Origin of the sequence: Nesterenkonia sp. PF2B19 (genome assembly GCF_001758425.2) — a bacterium.
Lineage (GTDB): Bacteria > Actinomycetota > Actinomycetes > Actinomycetales > Micrococcaceae > Nesterenkonia > Nesterenkonia aethiopica.
Genome location: NZ_MDSS02000015.1, coordinates 20,604 through 44,825 on the forward strand (window position 1 = coordinate 20,604; position 24,222 = coordinate 44,825).

General features: G+C 68.4%; 19 protein-coding genes and 1 pseudogene. 7 read left to right on the forward strand and 13 right to left on the reverse strand.

Features of this window, described 5'->3' with window-relative positions:
• Nucleotides 1-101: 101 nt before the first annotated feature.
• Genes BCY76_RS06445 through BCY76_RS06455 form a run of 3 tightly spaced genes read right to left on the reverse strand, consistent with a single transcriptional unit; the run spans nucleotide 102 to nucleotide 3,051 of the window.
• Nucleotides 102-995: a 3-hydroxyacyl-CoA dehydrogenase family protein gene (locus tag BCY76_RS06445; protein ID WP_085437381.1), complete on the reverse strand. Its 894-nt coding sequence runs from the start codon at nucleotides 993-995 to the stop codon at nucleotides 102-104.
• Entirely contained in the window at nucleotides 992-1,846 is an 855-nt protein-coding gene (locus tag BCY76_RS06450) for an enoyl-CoA hydratase/isomerase family protein (protein ID WP_070158949.1), read from the reverse strand. The genes BCY76_RS06445 and BCY76_RS06450 overlap by 4 nt, the downstream gene beginning before the upstream one ends.
• 2 nt (nucleotides 1,847-1,848) lie before the next feature.
• Nucleotides 1,849-3,051: a thiolase family protein gene (locus BCY76_RS06455; protein WP_070158937.1), complete on the reverse strand. Its 1,203-nt coding sequence runs from the start codon at nucleotides 3,049-3,051 to the stop codon at nucleotides 1,849-1,851.
• Between the two features lie 319 nt (nucleotides 3,052-3,370).
• On the opposite strand from BCY76_RS06455, the gene BCY76_RS06460 reads away from it, so the two are divergent.
• A complete protein-coding gene (locus tag BCY76_RS06460; protein WP_070158948.1) occupies nucleotides 3,371-4,687 on the forward strand; it encodes a short-chain fatty acid transporter in 1,317 nt (438 codons plus the stop codon).
• A gap of 37 nt (nucleotides 4,688-4,724) precedes the next feature.
• On the forward strand, nucleotides 4,725-5,651 hold the full coding sequence (locus BCY76_RS06465) for a transporter substrate-binding domain-containing protein (protein WP_139827657.1): 927 nt from the start codon (nucleotides 4,725-4,727) through the stop codon (nucleotides 5,649-5,651).
• Nucleotides 5,652-5,720: 69 nt separating this feature from the next.
• Here BCY76_RS06465 and BCY76_RS06470 read toward each other — a convergent pair whose 3' ends face one another.
• From BCY76_RS06470 to BCY76_RS06500, 7 genes are all read right to left on the reverse strand, one after another.
• On the reverse strand, nucleotides 5,721-6,011 hold the full coding sequence (locus BCY76_RS06470; RefSeq protein ID WP_070158936.1) for a hypothetical protein: 291 nt from the start codon (nucleotides 6,009-6,011) through the stop codon (nucleotides 5,721-5,723).
• 911 nt (nucleotides 6,012-6,922) lie between these two features.
• The gene (locus tag BCY76_RS06475) at nucleotides 6,923-7,714 is read right to left on the reverse strand and encodes an ABC transporter ATP-binding protein (RefSeq protein ID WP_070158935.1); all 792 of its coding nucleotides are present in this window, start codon (nucleotides 7,712-7,714) and stop codon (nucleotides 6,923-6,925) included.
• Nucleotides 7,715-7,780: 66 nt separating this feature from the next.
• Nucleotides 7,781-8,659: an ABC transporter permease gene (locus BCY76_RS06480; RefSeq protein ID WP_085437383.1), complete on the reverse strand. Its 879-nt coding sequence runs from the start codon at nucleotides 8,657-8,659 to the stop codon at nucleotides 7,781-7,783.
• Between the two features lie 154 nt (nucleotides 8,660-8,813).
• Entirely contained in the window at nucleotides 8,814-9,887 is a 1,074-nt protein-coding gene (locus BCY76_RS06485; protein ID WP_070158934.1) for an ABC transporter substrate-binding protein, read from the reverse strand.
• 108 nt (nucleotides 9,888-9,995) lie between these two features.
• A complete protein-coding gene (locus BCY76_RS06490) occupies nucleotides 9,996-11,360 on the reverse strand; it encodes an MFS transporter (RefSeq protein WP_070158933.1) in 1,365 nt (454 codons plus the stop codon).
• Between the two features lie 204 nt (nucleotides 11,361-11,564).
• Nucleotides 11,565-12,998 (reverse strand): aldehyde dehydrogenase family protein, encoded by a 1,434-nt coding sequence (locus tag BCY76_RS06495; protein WP_070158932.1) that lies wholly within the window; start codon nucleotides 12,996-12,998, stop codon nucleotides 11,565-11,567.
• A 37-nt stretch (nucleotides 12,999-13,035) separates the two neighbouring features.
• A complete protein-coding gene (locus BCY76_RS06500) occupies nucleotides 13,036-13,539 on the reverse strand; it encodes a hypothetical protein (protein ID WP_070158931.1) in 504 nt (167 codons plus the stop codon).
• A gap of 79 nt (nucleotides 13,540-13,618) precedes the next feature.
• Between BCY76_RS06500 and BCY76_RS06505 the strand changes: the two genes are divergently transcribed.
• Entirely contained in the window at nucleotides 13,619-15,610 is a 1,992-nt protein-coding gene (locus BCY76_RS06505) for a primary-amine oxidase (protein ID WP_070158930.1), read from the forward strand.
• On the opposite strand, the gene BCY76_RS06510 is transcribed toward BCY76_RS06505, so the two are convergent.
• Together BCY76_RS06510 and BCY76_RS06515 are read right to left on the reverse strand one after the other, a co-directional pair.
• Nucleotides 15,538-16,209 (reverse strand): TetR/AcrR family transcriptional regulator, encoded by a 672-nt coding sequence (locus tag BCY76_RS06510; protein ID WP_070158929.1) that lies wholly within the window; start codon nucleotides 16,207-16,209, stop codon nucleotides 15,538-15,540. The genes BCY76_RS06505 and BCY76_RS06510 overlap by 73 nt on opposite strands.
• Nucleotides 16,210-16,297: 88 nt before the next feature.
• Nucleotides 16,298-17,713 carry an FAD-binding oxidoreductase gene (locus BCY76_RS06515; RefSeq protein ID WP_085437389.1) on the reverse strand — a complete coding sequence of 472 codons (1,416 nt, stop codon included), beginning with the start codon at nucleotides 17,711-17,713 and terminating at the stop codon, nucleotides 16,298-16,300.
• A gap of 214 nt (nucleotides 17,714-17,927) precedes the next feature.
• Here BCY76_RS06515 and BCY76_RS06520 point away from each other — a divergent pair, with 214 nt between their 5' ends.
• Nucleotides 17,928-19,175, forward strand: coding sequence for a helix-turn-helix transcriptional regulator (locus tag BCY76_RS06520; RefSeq protein WP_070158927.1), 1,248 nt, complete (start codon nucleotides 17,928-17,930; stop codon nucleotides 19,173-19,175).
• On the opposite strand, the gene BCY76_RS06525 is transcribed toward BCY76_RS06520, so the two are convergent.
• Nucleotides 19,099-20,085 carry a helix-turn-helix domain-containing protein gene (locus BCY76_RS06525; protein WP_070158926.1) on the reverse strand — a complete coding sequence of 329 codons (987 nt, stop codon included), beginning with the start codon at nucleotides 20,083-20,085 and terminating at the stop codon, nucleotides 19,099-19,101. The genes BCY76_RS06520 and BCY76_RS06525 overlap by 77 nt on opposite strands.
• A gap of 259 nt (nucleotides 20,086-20,344) precedes the next feature.
• On the opposite strand from BCY76_RS06525, the gene BCY76_RS06530 reads away from it, so the two are divergent.
• The 3 genes and pseudogenes from BCY76_RS06530 (at nucleotide 20,345) to BCY76_RS06540 (ending at nucleotide 24,211) form a co-directional block, all read left to right on the forward strand.
• Nucleotides 20,345-21,844: an APC family permease gene (locus BCY76_RS06530; protein WP_085437391.1), complete on the forward strand. Its 1,500-nt coding sequence runs from the start codon at nucleotides 20,345-20,347 to the stop codon at nucleotides 21,842-21,844.
• Between the two features lie 209 nt (nucleotides 21,845-22,053).
• A pseudogene (locus BCY76_RS06535) lies at nucleotides 22,054-23,528 on the forward strand (fumarylacetoacetate hydrolase family protein).
• Complete coding sequence (locus BCY76_RS06540) at nucleotides 23,525-24,211, forward strand: GntR family transcriptional regulator (protein ID WP_070158925.1); 687 nt, start codon at nucleotides 23,525-23,527, stop codon at nucleotides 24,209-24,211. The pseudogene BCY76_RS06535 and the gene BCY76_RS06540 overlap by 4 nt, the downstream one beginning before the upstream one ends.
• The last annotated feature ends 11 nt before the right edge of the window (nucleotides 24,212-24,222 follow it).

The window sequence follows — 24,222 nt, forward strand, 5'->3', positions numbered from 1 at the left end:
CGTCGCCGGCCACCTCAGGGAGTCCGCTTCAGGACAGCCCGATCAGGACAGCCCGATCAGGATAGCCGGATAGGGACATCCGGATCAGGAGGGCCGGCGGGTCAGTCCTGAGGGTAGTCGTAGAAGCCCTTGCCGGTCTTCCTCCCGAGCTCTCCACGGGCCACCATGTCCCGCATCAGCTGCGGCGGGGCGAAGCGCTCCCCCAGCTGGGACTCGAGGTACTCGGCGATCCCGAGCCGTATGTCCAGGCCCACGATGTCGGTCAGCGCGAGGGGACCGATCGGGAACTTGTAGCCCAGCACCATGGCGTTGTCGATGTCCTGCGGGCTCGCCACGCCCTCCTCCACCATCCGGATGGCTTCGAGTCCGATCGCGACCCCCAGCCGGGAGGAGGCGAAGCCCGGAGCGTCGTTCACCACCACCGGCGTCTTGCCCAGCGCCTGTACCCACTGCGGGCTGCGGCGAGTCAGCTCCTCGCCGGTGGTCTCGGCGAGCACCACCTCCACGAGCTTGGAGGCCGGCACAGGGTTGAAGAAGTGCAGTCCGCAGAACCGCTCGGGGCGCTGCAGGTGCTCGGCCAGTCCGGTCACGGACAGCGAGCTGGTGTTGGTGGCCAGCCACGCCTCCGCGGAGAGCTGCTGCTCCGCCCGGCGCAGGGAGGAGGTCTTCAGCGCCATGTCCTCCGGCACAGCCTCGATGACCAGCCCGCAGCGGGCGAAGGCGGTCACGTCGTCGGTGGTGGTGAGCTTCGCCGTCCAGTCGGTCAGCTCGCCGCTGATCTTGCCGCGGTCCAGGGAGGCGGCGACGTCGGCCTCGATGCGCCCACGGGCGGCCTCCGCCGCCTCCGCAGAGACGTCGACGACGACGACCTCCTCGGCTCCGGAGATGAGGAACGCGTGGGCGATGCCTCCGCCCATGCGCCCTCCGCCCAGGACACCGACGACGTCGGGCAGGGTGGCGTCTCGGGCGGGCTCAACGGTCTGTGGGGTGCTCATGCGTCGTCTCCGGTGTTCTTCTCGGCGGCCTGGCGTCGCTTCCGATCCAGGAAGGCCTGCATGCGGTCGAACTTCGCCTCGGACTCGAAGAGGATCGCCTGGGCGAGGTTGTCGATCTGCGGGTGGGCCTCCCGCGGCATGTGGAAGACCTGCTTGGAGATCCGTACCGCCAGCGGGTCCTGCCTCGCGATCCGATCGGCGAGCGCATCGGCGGCCTCCAGCAGCTCCTCCGCCGGGTGCACGGCGTTGAGGAGCCCATGGGCCAGAGCCTCCTCGGCGTCGAGGATGCGCCCAGCCAGCAGGATCTCCTTGGCCATCGCTTCCCCGGCGAGCTCGCGCAGCCGCCACAGGGCCCCGGCGGCGGGGATGATGCCCAGTCCGGTCTCCGGCTGGCCGATCCTCAGCTCACGCGTGCCGAGTCGGAAGTCGGCGGCCCAGGCGAGCTCGGCCCCGCCGCCGAGGGCGTAGCCGTCCAGGGCGGCGATGACCGGCATGGGGAGTTTGGCGAGGCGGTCGAAGGCAGTGGAGTTGACCCCGCGCAGGGCGTCGTCGCGGCGGCGTGCACGCAGCTGGCCGATGTCGGCTCCGGAGGCGAAGACTCCCGGCCGGCCGGTCTGCGGGTCCGGGTCGGTGCCGGAGAGGATGAGGATCTTCGGGTGGTGCTCCAGGTGGGCGCAGAGCGCGTGGAGCTCGTCGACCATGGTCGCGTCGATGGCGTTGCGGACCTCGGGCCGGTCGAGTCGGGCGTGGAGGCGGTCCTCGGCCTCGGTGATGCGCAGGGTGGTGAAGTCGGCGGCGTCGAGCCGGGGTCCGTTCTGGTCGGAGGCGTGCGGCACACGGGTCTCGGTCATGGTCACACCGCCTCCAGCAGCATCGCCGACCCCTGGCCGACTCCCACGCACATGCTGGCCAGGCCGCGGCGGGCGCCTTCGTCCTCCATGCGGCGGGCCAGGGTGAGCACGATGCGCGCCCCGGAGGAGCCCAGCGGGTGGCCGAGGGCGATCGCGCCGCCGTCGGCGTTGACCAGTGCGGGGTCCAGGCCCAGGCGTCGGATGCAGGCCAGGGACTGGGTGGCGAAGGCCTCGTTGAGCTCCACGGCCTCCACCGTGCCGATGTCCCAGCCGGCACGCTTGAGGGCCTTGGTGCTGGCCGGCACGGGCCCCATGCCCATGATCTCGGGGGCCAGGCCGGCGTTGGCCCCGCCGGCGATCCGCGCCCGGGGGGTGAGCCCGTACTGTTCGACGGCGGCTTCGGAGGCGACGATGACGGCGGAGGCTCCGTCATTCAGGGACGAGGAGTTGCCGGCGGTGACCACGTCGCCGCCGCCCACCACCGGTCGCAGACCGGCCAGGTCCTCCATGCTGATGCCGGGCCGGGGCCCCTCGTCGGTGTCGACGACGGTCACCGCGCCTTTGCGCCCGGGGACCTCCACGGGTGTGATCTCGCGGGCCAGCCGGCCGGCGTCGACGGCGGCGGCCGCCCGACGCTGGGACTCCACCGCGAAGGCGTCGGCCTCCTCCCGGGTGACGCCTTCCACCCGGGCGACCTCCTCGGCGGTCTCCGGCATGGAGTAGGTCCGCTTGTCGATGGTGAGGAACGTCGGGTTCACGAAGCGCCAGCCGATGGAGGTGTCGACGATCTCCCCGGGCTTGCCGAAGCCGCGGGTGGGTTTGGCCATCACCCAGGGGGCCCGCGACATGGATTCCACTCCCCCGGCGACGACGAGGTCCGCGGCACCGGCGGCGATCATGTGGTGCGCCTGAGCGATGGCGCTCATCCCGGAGGCGCACAGCCGGTTGACGGTGATGCCCGGGACGGTCTCGGGGAACCCGGCCAGCAGCCAGGCCATGCGGGCCACATTGCGGTTCTCCTCGCCCGCGCCGTTGGCGTTGCCGAGGATGACCTCGTCCACGGCGGCAGGGTCGATGCCGGCGTCCTCGACGACGGTGCGCACCACCAGGGCGGCGAGGTCGTCGGGCCGGACGGAGGACAGCGCGCCGCCGTAGCGGCCGACGGGCGTGCGTGTCCCGGAGACGAGGAAGGCGGGGGTGGTCACGGGGTTCCTCCGACTGTCGGTGAGGGCTGCAGGGCGGCGGCAGGTCGCCGGACCGGAATTACTGACCGATCGTTCACCTGAACACTCTTCCACGCCCGGGCTGTGAGGTCAATCACCAGATGGTCGCCTGCACTGCACCCAGCGGGTCGCCCGGCCGTCAGGGCGGTCGACTGGCTAAGGTGAGGTGAGCCACGTCACTCAGGGATCACCCCTCCCCTGTCACTGACGCCTCAGTCTCACCATCAAGGAGGATGCCGTGAACGCTGCCCCCTCAGGCCAGAAGCCCAGCGCGGGAGGCGGAGCCCTGCTCGGCCCCGTCATGCGACCGCTGAACGCGTTGGTCGAGAAGCTGATCCCTTCTGCCCTGGTCTTCGCGATCGGGCTGACCATCATCGTCGCGGTGCTCGCCCTGCTGCTCACCGACGCCGGCCCGGTGCAGGTGGTCGAGGAATGGGGCCTCGGTCTGGCGGGTCTGCTGGAGTTCATGACGCAGATCGCGCTGATCCTGTTCCTGGGCTACATCCTGGCCAGCACCCGTCCGGTCCGCGCCCTGCTGCGCCGGCTGGCCCAGGTCCCGCGGACCCCCATGCAGGCCTACCTGTTCGTGTTCCTGATCGCCGCCCTGGCTTCGCTGATCACCTGGGGGCTGGGACTCGTGGTGGGCGGTCTGATGGCCCGGGAGGTCGCCGAACAGGCCCGCCGTCGGGAGATGCCGGTGCACTTCCCGATGCTGGTGGCCGCCGGATTCTCCGGCTTCGTGGTGTGGCACATGGGGTACTCGGCCTCCGGACCGCTGACCGCCGCCACGCCGGACTCCTTCGTGGCCGATGTCCTCGGCGAGCCGCTGTCCATCACGGAGACGGTGTTCTCCAGCTGGAACCTGATCGCCGCCGCGGTGACGATCCTCGTGGTCGCCGGCGCGCTCACGCTCATCGCGCCCCGCAATCCCCACGACGTCGTCCCGCTGGGTGTGGACGCGCGCCTGCAGGACACGGAGGTCGACGACGCCGTCGCCACTCCGGCCGACCGCGTGGACGCCAGCCGCCTCCCCACGCTGCTGGTGGGGCTCATGCTGGTCAGCTACCTGGCCATCCACTTCTCCGGCGGAGGCGGACTGACCCTGGACATCGTCAACTGGAGCTTCCTGACGCTGATCATGCTGCTGGTGCGCAGCCCCTTCGAGCTGCTGGCGCTGACCAAGGAGGCCGCCGCAAACGTGGGCGACATCCTGCTGCAGTTCCCGCTCTACGCCGGGATCCTGGGCATCATGGCCGGCACCGGGCTGATGCAGGTGTTCTCCGAGGCGTTCGTGGCGATCTCCACGGACCAGACCTTCGCGCTGTGGGCGTTCCTCTCGGCCGGGATCGTGAACTTCTTCGTCCCCTCCGGCGGCGGGCAGATCGCCGTGCAGGCGCCGATCCTGCTGGAGGCGGCCGAGTCCCTGGGCACCGATCCGGCAGTGGCGATCATGGCGGTGGCCTACGGCGACCAGTGGACGAACATGATCCAGCCGTTCTGGGCGCTGCCGCTGCTGGCCATCGCCGGGCTGAAGATGCGCGACATCCTCGGCTACACCACGATCGTGCTCATCGCCTCCGGCCTCGTCTTCGCCGCAACGCTCCTGATCGTGTCCTGAGCTCCCCCACCACCCTGAACTCGACTCGGAAGGTCCTATGACATCCCACCCCACCGCTCTGACACCCACCGCGGCGCTGCTGACGGCCGCCGGCGTCGCCGTCGCGCTGCTCGCCGCCTGCTCCCCGGCTTCTGAGGCCGACGTCGACGCTGGTGCCGACGCTTCTGCGGAGGACAGCACCGAGGGCAGCACCGAGGGCAGCACCGAGGGCAGCACTGAGCAGGCCGCCCCACCGGCCGTCGAGGACACCTCTCGGCTGGACGAGGTCCTCGACGCCGGCTCGCTGGCGGTGTGCACCACCGGCGACTACCCGCCCTTCACCGAACTCGACGAGGAGACCGGCGAGTACACCGGCATCGACGTCGACATGGCTCGGGACCTCGCCGAGCACCTCGCGGTGGAGATCGACTGGGTGCAGACCACCTGGGACGACCTCATGGACGACTATCTGGCCGAATGCGACATCGCCGTCGGCGGCATCTCGATCAACACGGCGCGGTCCGAGCAGGTGTTCTTCTCCGCACCGCTGATGGAGGACGGCAAGACCCCGATCACGCGCTGTGAGAACGTGGACGAGTACCGCACGATCGAGCAGATCAACGACCCTGACGTCACCTCGATCATGCCCAGCGGCGGGACCAACGAGATCTTCGCCCAGGAGCACTACCCCGACGGGGACCTGGTCACCCATGACAATCTGACGATCTTCGACCAGATCGTCGACGGCGAGGCCGACGTCATGACCACCGACCGCTCCGAGGTGCTGTGGATCGCCCACGAGTATGACGAGCTCTGCGCTGTGAATCCGGACGAGCCCTTCGACTACTTCGAGAAGGCCTATATGCTTCCGCGCGGCGACACCGTGATGAAGCACTATGTGGACCAGTGGCTGGTCATGGCCCTGAACGACGGCACCTACGATGAGATCACGGAACCCTGGTTCGGCGACGACGTCGACCTGTGAGAGCGGGCCGTGGGCCTGGCACACCGCCCCGAGCGGACGCTTGCCTGCTGGCCGTGGCAGAGCCTGCGCTCATCGGCCCCGCGGCGCCATCGCTGTGAGCGCGAGCTCCCCGGACTCCACCCGCCGACGGTGCGAACGTGCCATGACCACCGCGGTGAGGGGACCGAAGAACGGCAACGTGAACGCCAGCAGCCCCAGCACCAGCTTCCACCCGGGGGCCAGGCCGGGGCAGCGAAAGATCTCCACCAGCGCCCAGACGAGCAGGGCGAGCGTCAGAAGCCCTGCTCCGCTGGCGACGGCCTCAAACCCGGCCGGAACCAGCGGGTTGGCGGACAGGAGCATCAGCGCGTCAGCAGTCATGGCCCCCACGGCACCCCCTCAGAACGCACCAACTCAGGCGGAGCTGCTCAAGGAGCGCTCATCGACGAAACCGTGAATCAGGCGAAACAAATAGTCACTTAATCACATTAAGCAACAATCCAAATCATTCGGCAATGCAATTAGAAGCTTATGCGCTCCATCGTTGAGCTTCTATAAAATCCGCTCGACTTGCCAGACATGCAAGTAGCCCCGGAATAACTTCCCGAACCCGCCCACGGGCCATACACCCGATAGGTCTGACTACCATAAAGACTCCCGGTGCTGCATGTTAGGACAATTCTGTGCAAGCCATTCCCTCCCGAGCAATAGGATGCCCTACCGTGCTGCGGAGAAGTGGGATGAGAGACAATGGAGCATCCGATTGGTGCCGCGGAAGCAGCTTGGGGAACTGCCGTAATAAATATCCCTGCAAAAATTGCGCCAATAACAAATTTAGATAGAGACCTCATAGTGCATCAACCTCGACTCTCAAGTAAACGAAATTGCCCTATTCTAGGACACGAGGCAGACTACATCATGACATACATCACATCAAGGCATGTACTTGCGCTCACGGCGTGGATTCGTCAGGATCTAACTGTCAGAGACCGGGCAAGGTCGCAATATGATTCGTAGATGGCCCGCAGAATTCTACGCACGGTCGATGAGCGCCAATCCATTCGTTGTCAGGTCTCGTTTGACTCGGCTCGGTCGAGCAGCTCCACACACGAAACTTACACTGTCGGCTTCAATCTTCGTCCTGAAAGCCGACGCAAGCGCCAGTGCCCAGATTGCGACCAGCCGTCAGCACGACCCCGAAACGCGCTGAGCTGGTGCGTTCCCGCCCGAATGACGCTCGACAGCGCCTGATTCCGGTGGAAACGCACCAGCTCAACGGTGACGGAGTGCGTCTACTGCAGCATCGTCTTGTCGTCGACGACGGCGCCCTTGAGCTTGCCGAACTCGGCCAGCAGGTCCTCCGGGGTCATCTGAGACTTCCGCTCAGCATCGACGTCGAGGATGATCCGACCCTCGTGCATCATGATCAGCCGGTTGCCCACCTCCAAGGCTTGGACCATGTTGTGGGTGACCATCAGGGTGGTCAGCCCCTTCTCCTCCACCACGGAGCGGGTGAGCCGGGTGACCAGCTCCGCCCGCTGCGGGTCCAGGGCGGCGGTGTGCTCGTCCAGCAGCAGCACCCGGGGGTCGGAGTAGGTGGCCATGAGCAGGCTCAGCGCCTGCCGCTGCCCGCCGGAGAGCAGCCCGACCTTGGTCTTGAGACGCTTCTCCAGGCCCAGCTCCAGCTGGGTCAGCGCCTCGGCGAACCGCTCGCGCTTCGCCTTGGTCACACCCCGGGCCAGGCCGCGCATCTTGCCGCGACGGTCGGCCAGGGAGAGGTTCTCCTCGATGGTGAGGTTCGGGGCGGTGCCGGCCATGGGGTCCTGGAAGACCCGGCCCACCCGCGCCGCGCGCTGGTGCTCCTTGAGTCGACTGACGTCCTTGCCGTCGAGGGCGACGACGCCGTCGTCCTGGATGATCCGGCCCGCCACGGTGTTCAGCAGGGTGGACTTCCCGGCCCCGTTGGAGCCGATCACGGTGACGAAGTCGCCCTCGGCCATCTCGAGGTCCACGTCCACCAGGGCCCGACGCTCGTTGACCGTGCCGGGGAAGAACGTCTTGGACACGGAGGTGATGCTCAGCATGTCAGGCTCCCTTCTTGCCGGCGCCGGCAGCGGCGTCGGAGGTCAGCGTGGCCTCGGCGGCGGCGTTCAGCGCTGAGCGCCCCTTGCGACGGCGGGTGAGCTTGGCGAAGCCTTCCACTGCGGCAGCAGCAGGGCGGCCACCACCAGCACCGCGGACATCAGCTTCATGTCGTTCGGGTTCAGCCCCACGTTGAGGGCCAGCTGGATGGCCAGGCGGTAGATGACGGCCCCCAGGACGACCGCCAGGGTCGCCTGGAAGACGGTGCGGGTGCCGAAGATCGCCTGACCGACGATCACCGAGGCCAGGCCCACCAGGATCAGACCGATGCCCATGCCGATGTCGGCGAAGCCCTGATGCTGGGCCACCACGGCGCCGGAGATGCCGACCAGCCCGTTGGAGAGCATCAGTCCGGTGATCTTCTGCCGGTCGGTGGAGACCGCGAAGGAGCGGATCATCTGCTCGTTGTCGCCGGTGGCCTGCAGTGCCAGGCCGTTGTCCGTGTGGAGATACCAGTCCATGACGAGCTTGAAGATCACCGCCACCGCGGCGAGCACCAGCACGGAGGTCCAGCCGACCCCGGCCACGGAGCGCAGCGCGCTGATCATGGTGTCCTGCCCCAGCAGGGGCACATTGGCCCCGCCCATGATGCGCAGGTTGATCGAATAGAGCCCGATCATCGTCAGGATGCCGGCCAGCAGGCCGTTGATGTTGCCCTTGGTGTGCAGCAGCCCGGTGATCAGGCCGGCCAGGCAGCCGACGACGAACGCCGCCGCCGTCGCCAGGAAGGGGTTGACCCCGTTGGTGATCAGGATCGCCGCCGTCGCCGCGCCCGAGGTGAACGAACCGTCCACCGTCAGGTCGGGGAAGTTCAGGATCCTGAAGGTCAGGTAGACGCCCAGGGCCATGATCGCGTAGATCAGCCCGAGCTCAAGTGCTGTGATCATCTGTCCTCATCCGCCGTCGTCGGCCGGGTCCCGCCCGACGACGTCTCCACGTCCGCCCAGGGAACGGGCACCGGCTCGGCCTGGTGGGCCAGGCCGATGCCCGTCCTGGATTCTGTCTCTGGGTGATCCTACGCGTGCGTGATCGGCGTCAGGGTCACTCGTCGTCCTCGTCGACGTCGTCCTCAGAGTCCTCATCCGAGTCCTCGTCGCCGTCCTCGGGGTCCAGCTCCTCGAGATCCTCGCCGACCACGCCGTCGGCCCGGTCGAGCAGCTCGTCGTCGAGCTCGATGCCCATCTGCTCGGCGGCCTCCGGGTTGACGACCAGCTCGAGGACCTCACCGGTCTCCACGGGCATCTCGGCCGGGTCCTCGCCATCCTGGAGGATCCGCAGCGCCATCTCCCCGGCCTGGCGGCCCAGGTTCTCGTAGTTGATGCCGTAGGTGGCCAGCGCCCCGCGCTGCACCGAGTCGCCCTCGGCCGCGATGACGGGGATCTGGTTCTGGTGCGAGTACTGCAGCACCGACTCCAGAGCCGAGACGACGGCGTTGTCGGTGGGCACGTAGATCGCGTCCACACTCAGCGACTCCACGCCCTGCTGGACCTCTGCGGAGTTCGAGACGGTGGCCTCGTGGATCTCTAGGCCCAGCTCCTCGGCGGCCTCGTGCGCCAGTTCCACCTGGACGGCCGCGTTGACCTCGCCGGAGGAGTAGACGATGCCGACCGACTCGACGTCCGGGGCGATCTCCTGGAGCAGCTCCAGCTGGTCGGCCACCGGGTTCATGTCCGAGGCGCCGGTGACGTTGCCGCCCGGGGCGTCCCAGTCGTCCACCAGGCCGGCCTCCTGCGGCTCGGTCACCGAGGAGAAGACGATCGGGATGTCGGTGATGGACTGGGCGGCCGCCTGGGCGGTGGGGGTGGCGATCGCGTGGACCAGGTCATGGCCTGCGGTGGCGAAGGTGCCGGCGATGTTGGTGGCGGTGGCCTGATCGTTCTGGGCGTTCTGCTCGTCCCAGTCCACCTCGACGCCGGCGTCCTCGAAGGCCGCCTTGAAGCCTTCGCGGGCGGCGTCCAGCGAGGGGTGGGAGACGATCTGGGTGATGCCGATGGAGTAGCTGTCGCCGTCGTCGCCGCCGTCCTCTCCCTCGCCGCCGCCGTCGCAGGCGGTGAGCAGCAGAGCGGCGGCGGCCGTGGCGGCCGAGAGCCTCAGAATGGTGCTGTGGTGTCGCATGGGGGTTCTCCTCATCTGTGGTGCGGATCAGTCATCAGCGCTGGTGAGCGATCCATGACTGACATCATGCGCGACGTCGGCGCCGATTGTCTGCCCTCGGCGGGCGTGTCAGCGCGAAGACTTCAGGATGGTGAGCTCTTCGCGGTCGCTGTCGTCGGTCAGGTTGATGCCCTGCAGGCGCTTCGGAACCACCGAGACCGCCAGGAAGGACATCACGGCCAGGGCCGCGATGTAGACGCCGATCAGCCAGGACTTTCCGGTGGTGTCCAGGATGGTCTGGGCGATCGTGGCGGCGAAGGCCCCACCGATGATCGAGCCGAGCGCGTAGCCGATGGAGACCCCGGAGAAGCGGATGGCCACCGGGAACATCTCGGCGTAGAGCGCGGACTGCGGGCCGTAGGAGGGTCCGAGGCCCACGGTGAGCACGAAGATCGCCAGGGCGAACAGCGGCAGGGAGGCGGTGTCCAGGAGGAACCACATGGGCACCGCCCAGACGATGATGATGCCGTAGCCGATCTGGAAGGTGCGCACTCGGCCGATGCGGTCGGAGACCCAGCCGCCGAAGAGGGTGAAGCAGAACCAGCCCACGCCTCCGATGAGCGAGGCGATGAGCGTCTCGGTGCGCTCCATACCCAGGTGGCTGACGCCGTAGGCGGCGAAGAAGGCGATGACCAAGTAGCCGGCGGCGTTGTTGGCGGCGAAGATCAGCGCGGCCAGGAAGGTGTACTTCTTATGGGTGGTCACCAGCTCCTTCAGCGGGGCCGAAGACTCCTTCTTCCGCTCCTTCATCTCGGTGAACACCGGGGACTCGTCGACCTTCACCCGGATCAGGTAGCCGACGATGATCAGCACGAAGGAGAACAGGAACGGCACGCGCCAGCCCCATTCGAGGAACTGCTCCTCAGTGGTGACGGCGTTGAGGCCGAACATGAACCCGGTGGCCAGCAGCATCCCCAGCGGGACGCCGATCTGCGGATAGGCGCCGAAGAGGCCGCGCTTGTGGCGCGGGGCGTGCTCCACCGACAGCAGCGCGGCACCGCCCCACTCCCCGCCGGCGGAGAGTCCCTGCAGGATCCGCAGGAAGATCAGGATCATCGGCGCGGCGATGCCCAGGGTGGCGTAGGTGGGCAGCAGGCCGATGAGCACGGTCGCTCCGCCCATGCCCATCAGCGTGATGACCAGGACGATCTTGCGTCCGAACCTGTCCCCCAGCCAGCCGGCCAGGATGGCGCCGAGGGGTCGGAAGAGGAAGGAGATGCCGATGGAGGCCCAGGCGACGATCTGCGCCAACGCCTGGTTCTCCTGGCCGAGAGGCTCGAAGTACAGCACGGCGAGCACGAAGCCTGCCGCCTGCGCGTAGATGAAGAAGTCGTACCACTCGATGGTGGTGCCCACGAGCGTCCCGGCGAGGACCTTCTTCTCCTCGCGGGTCATCTCATGGCCTTCGGTGCTGAGATAGATCGTCTGGCTCATGTGCTCTCCGGGTGCGGTCGATGCGGACGGGCCGCCGGCAAAGGGGCCGGATCGTGTGATGCAGCTCACCTCTGCGACAGAATGTACCAGATTTATTGACCGAACGGTTGGTCAGTTCAAAAAGTCACCCAGACTCAGCACGTCGACTCCGCTGACGACGAGATGCAGACCGTGCTGGGCCGCTGAGGCAACATGACGGTGGGTCTACCAGGCGATGACGTGGGACTGAGAGACTTCACGCAGCCCGTGAGTGCCGAACTCAAGACCGAACCCGGATTCCTTGGCCCCACCGAAGGGGATCCGAGGATCGACCGCACCATGCTTGTTGATCCAGGTGGTACCGGCCTCCAACCGGGCCGCCACCGCCCGGGCCCGGTCCAGGTCCGAGGACCAGACCGAGGAGCCCAGCCCGACCTCCAGAGCATTGGCCGCGGTGATGGCCTGTTCCAGATCGGTGTAGCGGATGATCGGCAGCACCGGCCCGAACTGCTCCTCGACCACCAGAGGGTTGTCTTCCTCGATGTCGGCCACCAGGGTGGTCGGGTAGAAATGTCCACCGCGCCCCGCGATGACCTCGGGGTCTGGGTCTCCTCCGATGAGGATCCTGGCCCCGGAGTCCTGGGCCGCGGTGACCAGCCGGTCCACGATCTCCCACTGGGCACGGTTCTGCACCGGGCCCAGCACATTGGCCTCATCGAGCCCGACTCCCATGGGCATCTGCCCGGCGATCGCCACCAGAGCGTCACAGACCTGGTCATAGAGGGCATCGGGGACATAGAGGCGTTTCATGGCCGCGCAGGTCTGCCCGGTGTTGATGAATGCCCCCCAGAAGAGGTCTTCGGCGATCGCGGTCGGGTAAGCGTCGTCCAGGACGATGCCGGCGTCGTTGCCGCCCAGTTCCATGGTCAGCCGCTTCACGGTCTCGGAGGCTGCGGCGATGATCTTCTTGCCCGTGGGGGTGGAGCCGGTGAACATGATCTTGGCGATGTCAGGGTGCCGAGTGAGTCGGTCCCCGGTGTCTCCGCGCCCGGGCACGGCGATGAGCACATCAGGATCGAGCACCGTGTTGAGCACCTCGACCAGTCCCAGCACCGACAGCGGGGTGTATTCGGAGGGTTTGATCACCACGGTGTTGCCCATCCGCAGGGAAGGAGCGATCTGCCAGATGCTGATCATCATCGGCCAGTTCCACGGCCCGATCGCCCCGACCACGCCCAGGGGGCGGTGGTGCAGCTCCGCCCGGCCGGATTCGTCATCGACGATGACCTCCGGCTCCACCGGGAAGGACGCGGTGGCGCGCAGCCAGGCCACACAGGCCCCGACCTCGAACCGGGCATTGGGCCCATTGAGGGGTTTGCCCTGTTCCCGGGAGAGCAGCACCGCCAGTTCCTCGGCATGGGCCTCGATCGCTTCAGCAGCCGCGTTGAGCAGTTCTGCCCGGTCTGCATCCGAGCGGGCGGCCCATCCGGGCTGAGCCGCTCGGGCCCGGGCCACGGCGGCATCGAGGTCCTCCACGGTGGCCTCAGGGGCTCGACCCACCACCTCCCCGGTGGCCGGGTCCAAGATCTCCCGCCCCCCAACAGCCGGCTGGATCCGCTCCAGCAGGGACACCTTCTGGGGCACGTTCTGCGTCGTCATCGCTGTGATTCCTCCTCCATCGTCAGGAATGCTTCATTCACTTCACTGTGCGCGACGGCTGCCGGGAAGGTGTTGTCTTCCCCTGCAGCCTTCTATGACGGGAGCGCGCCGTCTCCCCGGCCCGAGTCTCTCGCCGCAAGCCCAGATGCCAGCACATGGCCGCCAGCACCAGCAGGAGTTCCGCCGTCGCGAACCCGAGGGCGAGATGCATGAGCGGCTCGTGCAGCTCGGCCGGCCCGACGCCGCCGCCGTGGTGGGACACGTCCGCCTCGAGTTCTCCGGGGCTCCCCGTCTCAGCGCCGTTCGACCTCATCAGACCGAGATGCAGGATCAGCATCCCGGCATTCATGACGGCGATCATCGTCCAGGCGCGCAGGGACTCGCCCCGCCAGAGGTGGCCCGCGCACGGCAGGCACACCACGGCCATGGCAGCCATGACGAGACCCATCAGCAGTCCTCCATGGCCCAGCAGGACCAGGTGCACCACGCCGGAGAGCGCCGCACAGGTCGCCGCGGCACGACGCAGGACGACGGGCGCCATGGGCGTCACCTCTTCCCTGAATGCTGTGAACTGTGCCATATTTATTTTGAGCGTGCGCTCAACTATAAGGAGGAGTTCGATGACTGACAAGACCTCGGGCGATGCCGCCGCCCACCCGCTGACCCCTCTCTCCGCCGAGGAGATCTCCCGGATCCGCGCCGTGTTGGAGCACCATGGCCTGCTGCCTGATTCCGCGCGGGTGAGCTACCTGATGCTGCGTGAGCCGGAGAAGCAGAAGGTCCTGGCCTGGACGCCGGACCAGCGGCTCCCCCGCCAGGCCTCGCTCGTCGTCACCGACCTGGCCACCAACGCGGTCCGTGACGTCATCGTCGACCTGGACGGCGACACCATCGTCTCCGACCAGCCGGTCGACGTCGCAGAGCAGGGCACCGGCCCGATCTTCATGGAGGAGCTCTTCGGGGTCGACGACGTCCTCAAATCCGACGCGCGCTACGTCGAGGCCTTGGAGCACCGTGGCGTGACCGACCTCGAGAAAGTGGTCGTCATCGGCCTCTCCGCCGGCGTCTTCGGCTACGAGGATGAGCGCGGCCACCGCATCCTGCGCGCGCTCTCCTTCCGGCAGGACTACCCGACCGACTCCATCTGGGCCCACCCGATCGGCGGCGTGGTCGCCCACATCGACATGACCGACCGGAAGGTCCTGCGCGTCGTGGAGACCGAGGTGACCCACGTGCCGGAAGAGTCCGGCGACTACCTGGACCCGGCCGTGCGCGGCGAGCTCCGCACCTCACTGAAGCCCATCTCCATCACCCAGCCCGAGGGAGTCAGCTTCACACTGGACGACGGCGTGCTGGAGTGGGAGAACTGGAGCGTCCGCTTGGGGTTCAACGGCCGGGAGGGCCTGACCCTGCATCAGCTCACCTTCTCCGACCAGGGCCGCCGACGCCCCATCATGTACCGCGGCTCCGTGGCGGAGATGGTGGTCAACTACGGGGACCCCTCCCCCACCAACGCCTGGCAGAACTACTACGACGTCGGCGAGTTCCAGTTCGGACGGCTCGCCAACGCTTTGGAGCTGGGCTGCGACTGCAAGGGGGAGATCACCTATGTGGACGCCGTCGTCGCCGATGACTTCGGGCGCCCGCAGACGTTGCCGAACGCCATCTGCCTCCACGAGGAGGACTACGGCATCCTGTGGAAGCACACCGACGACTTCTCCGGCAGCTCGGAGGTCCGCCGCCAGCGGCGCCTGGTCATCTCCTTCTTCGTCACCGTGGGCAACTACGACTACGGCTTCTACTGGCACCTGTACCTGGACGGGAAGATCGAGCTGGAGTCCAAAGCGACCGGCATCGTATTCACCAACGCCCACCCCGGCGGCGACTACCCGTACTCCACCGAGATCGCCCCGGGGCTCGGCGCCCCGATCCACCAGCACCTGTTCTGCGCGCGGATGGACATGATGGTCGACGGCACCGCGAACGCGGTGGACGAGATCGACGTCGTCCGCGAGCCCACCTCGCAGAGCAATCCGTGGGGCAACGCGTTCAACCGCACGATCACCCGACTCCCCTCCGAACAGCAGGCGATCCGCGATGCGGCCGGCTCCTCAGGTCGCCTCTGGCGCATCAGCAGCACCGAGGGCACCAACCGCCTGGGGCAGCCGACCGCCTACGTGCTCCACGCGGAAGATTCACCCACGCTGCTGGCGGCCGACGATTCCCCGATCCGGCGTCGCGCGGCCTTCGCCGCGCATCACCTGTGGGTGACCCGGTACGACGCCGAGGAGCTGTACCCCGCCGGCCGGCTCGTCAACCTCAACCCCGGCGACGACGGCCTCCCCCGGTATGCGGCGCAGGACCGAGCACTCGACGGGGAGGACGTGGTGCTCTGGCACACCTTCGGCCTCACCCATTTCCCCCGCACCGAGGACTGGCCGATCATGCCGGTGGACTACGCGGGATTCCGCATGACGCCGAACGGGTTCTTCGACCGCAACCCCACCCTGGACGTCCCGCCGGAGTCCGGTGGGCACTGTCAGGCCTCGGGCGCGCCGGAAGCCTCCCCCTCCGGCGCATCACCCCAGGACGACGGCGGCTGCCACTGCTGAGCCGCCTGCTCGGTCATCCAGGGGGCCAGGTGGTGGCGCACGATCTGCCAGAGCCTGGCCTCTTGGCCCAGGCGCGTGCCGAGCACTCGTTCGAACTGTGAGGCGGTGACCAGGTACAGCAGCGCATCGGCGATGTCCTCCACCGGCGCCTCCGGGTGCAGCTCCTCCGCATCGACCGCCTCCCTGAGGTATCCGGCCATCTGCCGGCGCCATTGGTGCTCGACCGCGACCTGCAGGCTGCCCACACTGGGGTTCGCCGCGACGCGCCCCCAGAAGCTGACCACCACATAGGCCTCATCGCGGGGGACGCCGCCGATCGGCAGGACCTCTTCGAGCATGGCGCGCAGCGCGTCCAGCCCGGCGGAGTCGTCCACCCGCCGGGCGATGCGTGCGTCGGTGCGCTGGAAGATCATCTCGAAGGCCTGGGAGAGCACCTCGTCGAAGCCGGAGAAGTAGTGCCACAGGGACCCGACGGCGACGCCGAGCTCGGCGGCCAGGGCCCGCGTGGTGGCGGCCTCCATGCCGTCCCGGGCGGCGATCTTCAGGTAGGTGCGGACGATCTCTTCTCGGCGTGCGCGGCGGTCGACCTTCTTCGGCATGGGGCTGATTCTGCCGCATCGGACCATCCGGGACGGGGACGACGCCCGGACCACCCGTCACGCGTCGACCCCACACCTCCTCCGGCCCTCAGGCGAGGGGCGGCCCGCCGAGCGGAATCCCCCGGCGGAACACGTCCTGCGGGTCGTACCGGTCTTTGACCGCGCGGAGCCGCTTCGCCGTGCCGGCGTCGAAGGCCTGCCGGGCGATCTGGATCTTCTCGTGTCCCTCGACGAAGTTCAGATAGCCCGGCAGCGCCGCAAGCCGGGAGTCCACCCGCCGCCAGGTCTCGGAGAAGCGCCGTGCGAGCTCGGTGTCAGACTCCGGGCTGGTGATCAGTCCGACGAGTTCGAGCATCCGACCACCCTCTCGTGCGGCGAAGCTGACCTCCGGTCGACGCCGGCTGATGGCACCTCCTGCGTGACGGGTCTCGGCGAACAGGACGGGGGACGCCGCGCCGCCCGCGACGACGGCGTCACGCATCGCCTCGAAGACCCCTCGGTCCAGTCGGTCGAGCCACCGGCCGCTGCTGGCCGCCGGCAGGGGATCCACCGGATCCATGGAGATCTCGGCCGCCCGGGAGAACGGGATGCTGGCCCACGTGTCCATCAGGGGTCTGCGCCAGGCGCGCCATCGGTCGACGAGCCGTCGTCCCTCGCTGGGCCCCGCTTCCTCCGTGCCGGCGAAGCAGCCGCGGACGAGCACGAAGGTCTTCCCTCGCAGGGGCTCCGGGACGATCTCCAGCGGCGGGAACGCCGTGATGTTGAACGCGCTGGTGAGCTCCTCCGGGCAGCCCTCGGACCAGTCCACATAGCGGTCGAAGACCTGCTCCGCGTCCTCCACGGGGTAGAACAGGTTCCCGGCGTAGACCATGTCGACCGGCACCAGGTCCACCGTCATCTCCACGACGACGCCGAGCCCGCTGCCTGCGGTACCGCACAGCGCCCAGAACAGGTCAGGCTCGGCAGAGGGCGAGGTCGTCACGAGCCGTCCCCCGGCGACCACGACGGTCAGGGAGCGGACGGCGTCGACGGCGAGCCCGTACTTCCGCGCGAGCCAGCCGAAGCCTCCCCCAAGACTGAATCCGACGGTGCCGACATGCGGAGCCGAGCCGAGCAGCGGCGCGAGGCCGTACCGCTGTGCGGCCTCCAGAACGGGCGTCCACGTCGTGCCTCCACCGAGTGTGGCCTGCTGGGACTCGACATCGATGGCCACGCCGTCCAGCCCGCGCGTCAGGATGAGCAGCGTCTCGTCATCGGCCGGGATCGTCACTCCGTGGCCGGTGTTCTGCACCGAGACGGCCAACCCGTGAGTCTCGGCGAAACGGACGGCGTGGACGACGTCGTCGACGGTGGAGGCCGCCACGGCGATCCCCGGACGCTGGGTCCACGCCAGGTTCCATCCGGCACAGGCGCCGGAGTACGGCGGGTCGTGAGGGAGGAGAACGGCCCCGGTGCATGCCGTGCGGAGGGCGTCGACGCCCGGGAGGGAGGTCTGGATGGACATGATCGTCTCCTTGAGGATCTCCGCCGAGGCCGTTCATCGGGCGCCTGGGTCCTTCGGCAGTCCTCCGCGGGTCTCCAGCGTCCTGCGCGGAGGCTCCGCTCACCATCCCCCGGCCGGGGCATCTTCCGGTCCGACTCCCCCTCACCTGGGGGATCTTGGACAGGGGGACCCGCAACCGTTGACTCTGTCCCCGGGTGGGACGAGCATCAGGGTCATGGTGCCTTCAGGCTCGCCTCCGGTGATCCGGCGCCGACGGAGCAGGAGCGGCGCCGCCGGACGCGTCGCCGAGGTCTGCACCGATGCCGGGAGCACTGCCGAGCTCGTGGAGGGGCTGCGCGAACCGCTCCACGACGCCCTGGGGATGTCCGGGATGGTGCTCAGCGCCACTGACCCTGACACGCTCCTGTTCTCCACTGCTGCCGTGATCGAGGACCTCCCGGAGGAGATGTGCGCACCGTGGATGCACAACGAGTTCCTCGAGCAGGACTTCAACAAGTTCGCCGATCTGCATCGCACCGGGGCAGCCGCCTCGACGTTGCACCGCGTCACCCAGGGCCATCCGCAGCTGAGCCCTCGGCACGAGCGCCTGTACCGGCCCTCGGGATTCGGCCCCGAACTGCGGACGACCTTCTCGATCAACGGGGCATGCTGGGGCATGGGCAGTTTCCTCCGAGAAGACCGTGAGGAGGATTTCGACGACGGAGCCCTGGCGTGGCTGGACCAGGTCCGTCCGCTGATCGCCGCCGGATTCCAGCGGTGCACGGTCTCGTCGGTGCGTGCCGAGGCCGAGGGCTGGGTCGCAGGCGTCGTCTCCCTCGATCCGCTCGGGCAGGTCGTGTCCATGACGGAGTCTGCCGTGCAGTGGCTCGGTGACCTGTGGGCTCATCCCATCCGTGCGGGTCAGCACACGGTGCTGCCGGGCGAGGCCTATATGGTCGCCACCCGGGCCCGGGCCCGGGCGGAGGACGCGGACGGCGGCCTGGCCCCGATGACGCGGCTGCATGGTCGGTCCGGACGCTGGCTGACGATCACGGGAGACTGCACGCTGGCCAGCGACGGGAGCCTCTCCGGAATCGTCCTGGTCATCGAGCCGTCTCGCCCCACGGATGTCATGCCGATGGTGGTCTCCGCCTATGGGCTCACGGCGCGGGAGCAGGAGGTGCTCGCCGAACTCTCCCAGGGGCGGCGCACCGCGGACATCGCGACCCGACTCTTCATCTCCGAGCACACGGTGCGCGACCACATCAAGTCGACCCTGGCCAAGACCTGCACCACCTCACGCGGCGAGCTGATGAGCATGCTGTTCCATCGGCACGCGCGCCCGATGACGCAGGTCACGCACTGCAGAGCGTGCACCGCGCCGGCCGCCGCGTCGGGCCGGGCGATCATCCCGCCAGAGACAGGGCGGGCGCCTGATGCCGCCGGCGGTAGGCGCTGGGCGACTCGCCGAACTCTGCCTTGAACACTCGGGAGAAGTGGGCAGCGTCATGGAGCCCCCATCGCCCGGCCACGGCTGAGATCGGGCGATCAGCCAGCAGCGGGTCGGCGAGATCCCGCCGGATGTGCTCCAGTCGCCGTGAGCGGATCCAGGCGGAGACGGTCTGACCCTCCGCGGAGAAGATGGTGTACAGGTGACGCACCGAGATGTAATGGGCTGCGGCGATCGAGGCCGGTGACAGGTCCTCGTCGCCCAGATGCCGCAGGATGTGCTCCCTGATCTCACGGCCCAGATGCCGGGACGAGGACGCCTCAGCGGCGTGACGCTCATCCAGCTCCTGGGAGAGCATGGTGACCATCAGGTCCAGCGCCAGATGCACCAGACGCGCCGAGTAGGTGCTGGAGAGCTGGTCGAGATCCCGCCCCAGCTCCATGAAGAACGGGTTGATCATGCGCCCGAACCCGCGATCCTGGGGAAAGCAGCTCGCCGTGACCTGGGCGACCTCCTCCGGCGCGAGGTCGACCATCTCCTGGGGGAAGATCATCACCATCGCCTGGCTCGGCTCCGCGAAATGCAGCCGGTAGGGCCTGTGCGTGTCATAGATGGCGAGGTCGCCCGGCCCGAGGCTCGCCCGACGCCCGTCCTGCTCCAGGATGCCGCGCCCGGCCAGCTGCAGGCTGATCTTGTAGAACCGGGCGTCGTCGGCGGAGATCAGCCCGGGGGTTCGGGTCACGCGGTGCGGCGTGGTGACCAGCTGGAAGAGCCCGACGTCGTCCACGGTGGAGCTGCGCAGGTGGCCACGGAAGGGAATGCCACCTTCGGCCTGGATGTCCAGGGGCACCACCGAGGATCCGATGGCGGCCCGCCAGGAGGGCAGATCGAGGCCGGACCGGGGCAGGTCCAGGACTGCTCCGTTGTCACACTGCTGATTCATGGCCCCTCCTGGGACATCTGCGGAACACCTCTGATTCTTGAGCGATTGCTCAATAACGATGGCAGAAGGTGCCCGCGTCCTGACGACGACGTCTCCAGAAGTGTGACACCGCTCATATCCGATGGCAAGGTTCAGCGCACCGCTCCCGGCACCGCCCACCGCACGGACCAGGACAACGTGTGTGCACGCTGACACAAGACGCGCCCCACCATGAGGCGGAGACTGAGGCCATCCACCCCAAGACCGCACGGAGCACATCATGAGCAGACACTCCCCCACCGCCCCGACGCCCACCCCCGACGACGTCCGCACCCCTGAGGAGACAGCCCTCGCCCGGCGGACGCTCGGCGTCCCAGCCCTGGTCTTCCTGATCATCGCCGCTTCCGCACCGCTGACCGTCCTGGCCGGGGGAGCCACCACCAGCTTCGCGGTCACCGGAGAGCTCGGCGTGCCGGTCGGCTATCTCCTGCTGGGCCTCGTCCTGATCTTCTTCGCCATCGGCTACGGCAGGATGAGCGCGCTGATCCAGAATGCGGGAGCCTTCTACGCCTATGTGGCCGCGGGGCTCGGCATCCGGGCGGGCATCGGCACCTCCTTCCTCGCACTGGTGACCTACAACGCCATGCAGATCGGCCTCTACGGGGTCTTCGGATTCACTGCATCCTCCGTCCTGGGAGAGCTCACCGGGCTCGAGGCCCCCTGGTGGCTGTGCGCCCTGGCGGGATGGCTGATCGTCGGCGCGCTGGGAGTCAACACGGTGGACCTCAACGCCAAGGTGCTCGCCGTGATCGTGGCGCTCGAATTCGTCATCGTCATCGCCGTCAGCGCACTCTCCTTCTCCGTGGCACCTGAAGGCATCAGCGCGGAGGCTTTCCTCCCGGAGCACTGGCTGACCGGGAGCTTCGGGGCGCTGTTGGCCTTCGGCATCGCCGCCTTCATGGGCTTCGAGTCTGGCGCCATCTACTCCGAGGAGGCCAAGGACCCTCGGCGCTCCGTCGCCACGGCGACCTACATCGCCGTCGGCATCATCGCGGCGTTCTACGCCTTCTCGGCCTGGGCGTTCTCACTGGGCGTCGGAACCTCGCAGATGGTGGAGCAGTCGCAGCGGTGGGGGCCGGACCTGATGTTCGTCTTCCTGGGCCAGCATGTGCCGGCGATGGCCTCGAACATGGCGGCCCTGCTCTTCCTGACCAGCATCCTGGCTGCCATGATCGCCTTCCACAACGCCGCGGCCCGATACTTCTTCTCCATGGGCCGAGCCCGAGTCCTCCCCCAGGCGCTGGGGAGGACCGGACCCCGCAACGGCGCTCCCGTGGCCGGGTCGCTGACACAGTCTTCGCTGGGCCTGCTCTTCATCCTCCTCTTCACCGTGGCCGGGGCCGGCTCGGACCTCGGAGCCCTGTATCCGGTACTGACGATGTTCCCCTGGCTGACCAACGCCGCAGGGTTCGGCATGGTGATCCTGCTGTGCGTGACCTCCGTGGCGATCATGCGTCGCCTCGGCGAGGACCCCGACCAGCACCCGTTCTTCGTGCGCAGGGTGGCGCCGCTGGTCGCCGCGATCGGTTTCGGCATCATCGCGCTGCTCATCATGGCCAACTTCGACACCATGATCGAGGCCGACGGCTTCTCCGCCCTGGTGATCGTCATCCCGGGCACCATCGTCGCCTCCGGGGCGATCGGCCTCGCCTGGGCCTCGTATCTGCAGCGACGCCGGCCGGAGATCTACGAGCATGCGCGGCAGGCGAACATCGGCTGACGCCTCCTCCCGCCCCGCCCTGACCGCCAGCACAGACCTCTTGTGTCGCAGGACACGGATAATATACGATCCTCGATATGATCTGATGTCGGCATTCAGTGCCCGGCGCAGACCCGACGACGCCGCCACGCACGGCCCATGTACGGAGCGAAGGAGCTTCTTTGGACACCTCCAGCGACCTGGACACCCCCAGCACCTCGCAGGACCTCATGAGGGTCCACGCGGGCAAGGTCATCGCCGTCCACATCAGCTACGCCTCTCGGGCCGAGCAGCGCGGACGCCGCCCCGCGGCCCCGTCCTACTTCTTCAAGCCGGCCAGCTCACTGGCGCCGACCGAGGCCGCCGTCGAGCGCCCGGCCGGTACGGAGCTGCTGGGCTTCGAGGGGGAGATCGCCCTGGTCATCGGGCGCCGCGCCCGCCGCCTCGCCCGGGATGAGGCGTGGGCGCATGTCGGTTGGATCACCGCCGCCGACGACCTCGGCCTGTATGACCTGCGCGGCAACGACAAAGGCTCCAACGTCCGCAACAAGGGGCGGGACGGCTACACCCCGCTCGCCCCGCAGCTGATCCCCGCCGCCGACGTCGACCCCTCCGCCCTGCGCATCCGCACCTGGAAGAACGGCCACCTCGTCCAAGAGGACACGTCGGCCGGCATGATCTTCCCCCTCCCCCAGCTCGTGGCGGACCTCTCCCAGCATCTGACCTTGGAGCCCGGAGACATCATCCTCACCGGCACCCCCGCCGGCGCCTCGGTGGCTCAGCCCGGCGACGTCGTCGAGGTGGAGGTCGACGTCGTGGGAGACCCCGAGCAGGCCCCGCGCTCCAGCGGCCGACTGCGCACCCCGATCGTCAAAGGGCCCGGAGACTTCGATCCCGACCTCGGGAGCCTGCCGCGCGTGGACGACCTCCAGCGCGAGGAGGCCTGGGGATCGCGCCAGGCTGCCGGGCTGCCGGAGCACACCACCGGGGTCGCTGAGGCCCTGCGGGAGAAGCTGGAGTCTGCTCCGGTGGCGGGCCTGACCCAGGAGATGCGCCGCCGCGGCTACAACACCGTCACCATCGACGGTCTGCGCCCCACCCGTGCGGGACGGAAGATGGTCGGCACTGCACGCACTCTGCGCTTCATCCCGGCACGCGAAGACCTGTTCCGCAGCCACGGCGGCGGCTACAACGCGCAGAAACGCGTCTTCGACGACGTCGGCGCCGGTGAGGTGATCGTCATCGAGGCCCGCGGGGAGACCGGCTCAGGCACCCTGGGCGACATCCTCGCTCTGCGCGCCCAGGCCCGCGGTGCCGCCGGTGTCGTCACCGACGGCGGGGTCCGGGACCACGCGACCGTCGCCGAGATCGACCTCCCCGTGTTCTGCCAGGGCCCCACCCCGCCGTGCTCGGGCGCCGACATGTCCCCTGGGACGTGGACGTCACCATCGCCTGCGGCGGGGCCGCCGTCCAGCCCGGTGATGTCATCGTCGGCGACGACGACGGCGTCGTCGTCCTGCCCCCGGAGATCGCCGAGGAGGTCGCCGACGCCGCCCTGGCCAAGGAGGCCGAAGACGCTTGGGTCGCCGAGCAGGTCACCTCCGGCCACCCGGTGGACGGCCTGTTCCCCATGAACGCGCAGTGGCGGGCCCGCTACGAGGCCGAGACGGCCGGCGGGGCGACCGTGACGCAGGACCAGGCATGAGCACCCTGCGCATCGACGAGCAGGCCTCCAAGTCGGAGAAGACCTACCGCTGGATCCGGGAGCGCATCATCGCCCGGGACTTCAACCCGGGCTACCGCCTGGTGCTGGGCACCATCGCCAAGGAGCTCGGCGTCAGCACGGTCCCGGTCCGGGAGGCTGTGCGGCGCCTGGAGGCCGAGGGACTCGTCGAGTTCGAACGCAACATCGGCGCCCGGGTGGCCATGGTGGACCAGAGCGAGTACATCGACACCATGCAGACCCTCGGCGTGCTCGAGGGCGCGGCCACCTCGCTGTCCCTCGGACGCCTGACCGAGGCTGACATCGCCCGGGCCGAGTCCATCAACGAGCAGATGCGCGCGCTGCTGGACCACTTCGAGCCCACCGTGTTCACCGCGCTGAACGAGAAGTTCCACCGCGCCCTGGTGCACCGCTGCCCGAACCCGCACATCGCCGATCTGGTGGACCGCGGCTGGAACCGACTCTCCGGGCTGCGCAGCTCCACCTTCAGCTTCGTGCCGGAACGGGCCCCGCTCTCCGTGGCCGAGCACGAGGAGATCCTGGCGCTGATCCGGGCCCAGGCAGACCCGGTGGAGATCGAGATGGCGGTCCGCCGCCACAAATGGCGCACCGTGGAGGCCTACCGCAGCCACGAGCAGAACCTGACCCCTGACACCCCGCAGTGAGAGGACGCCCG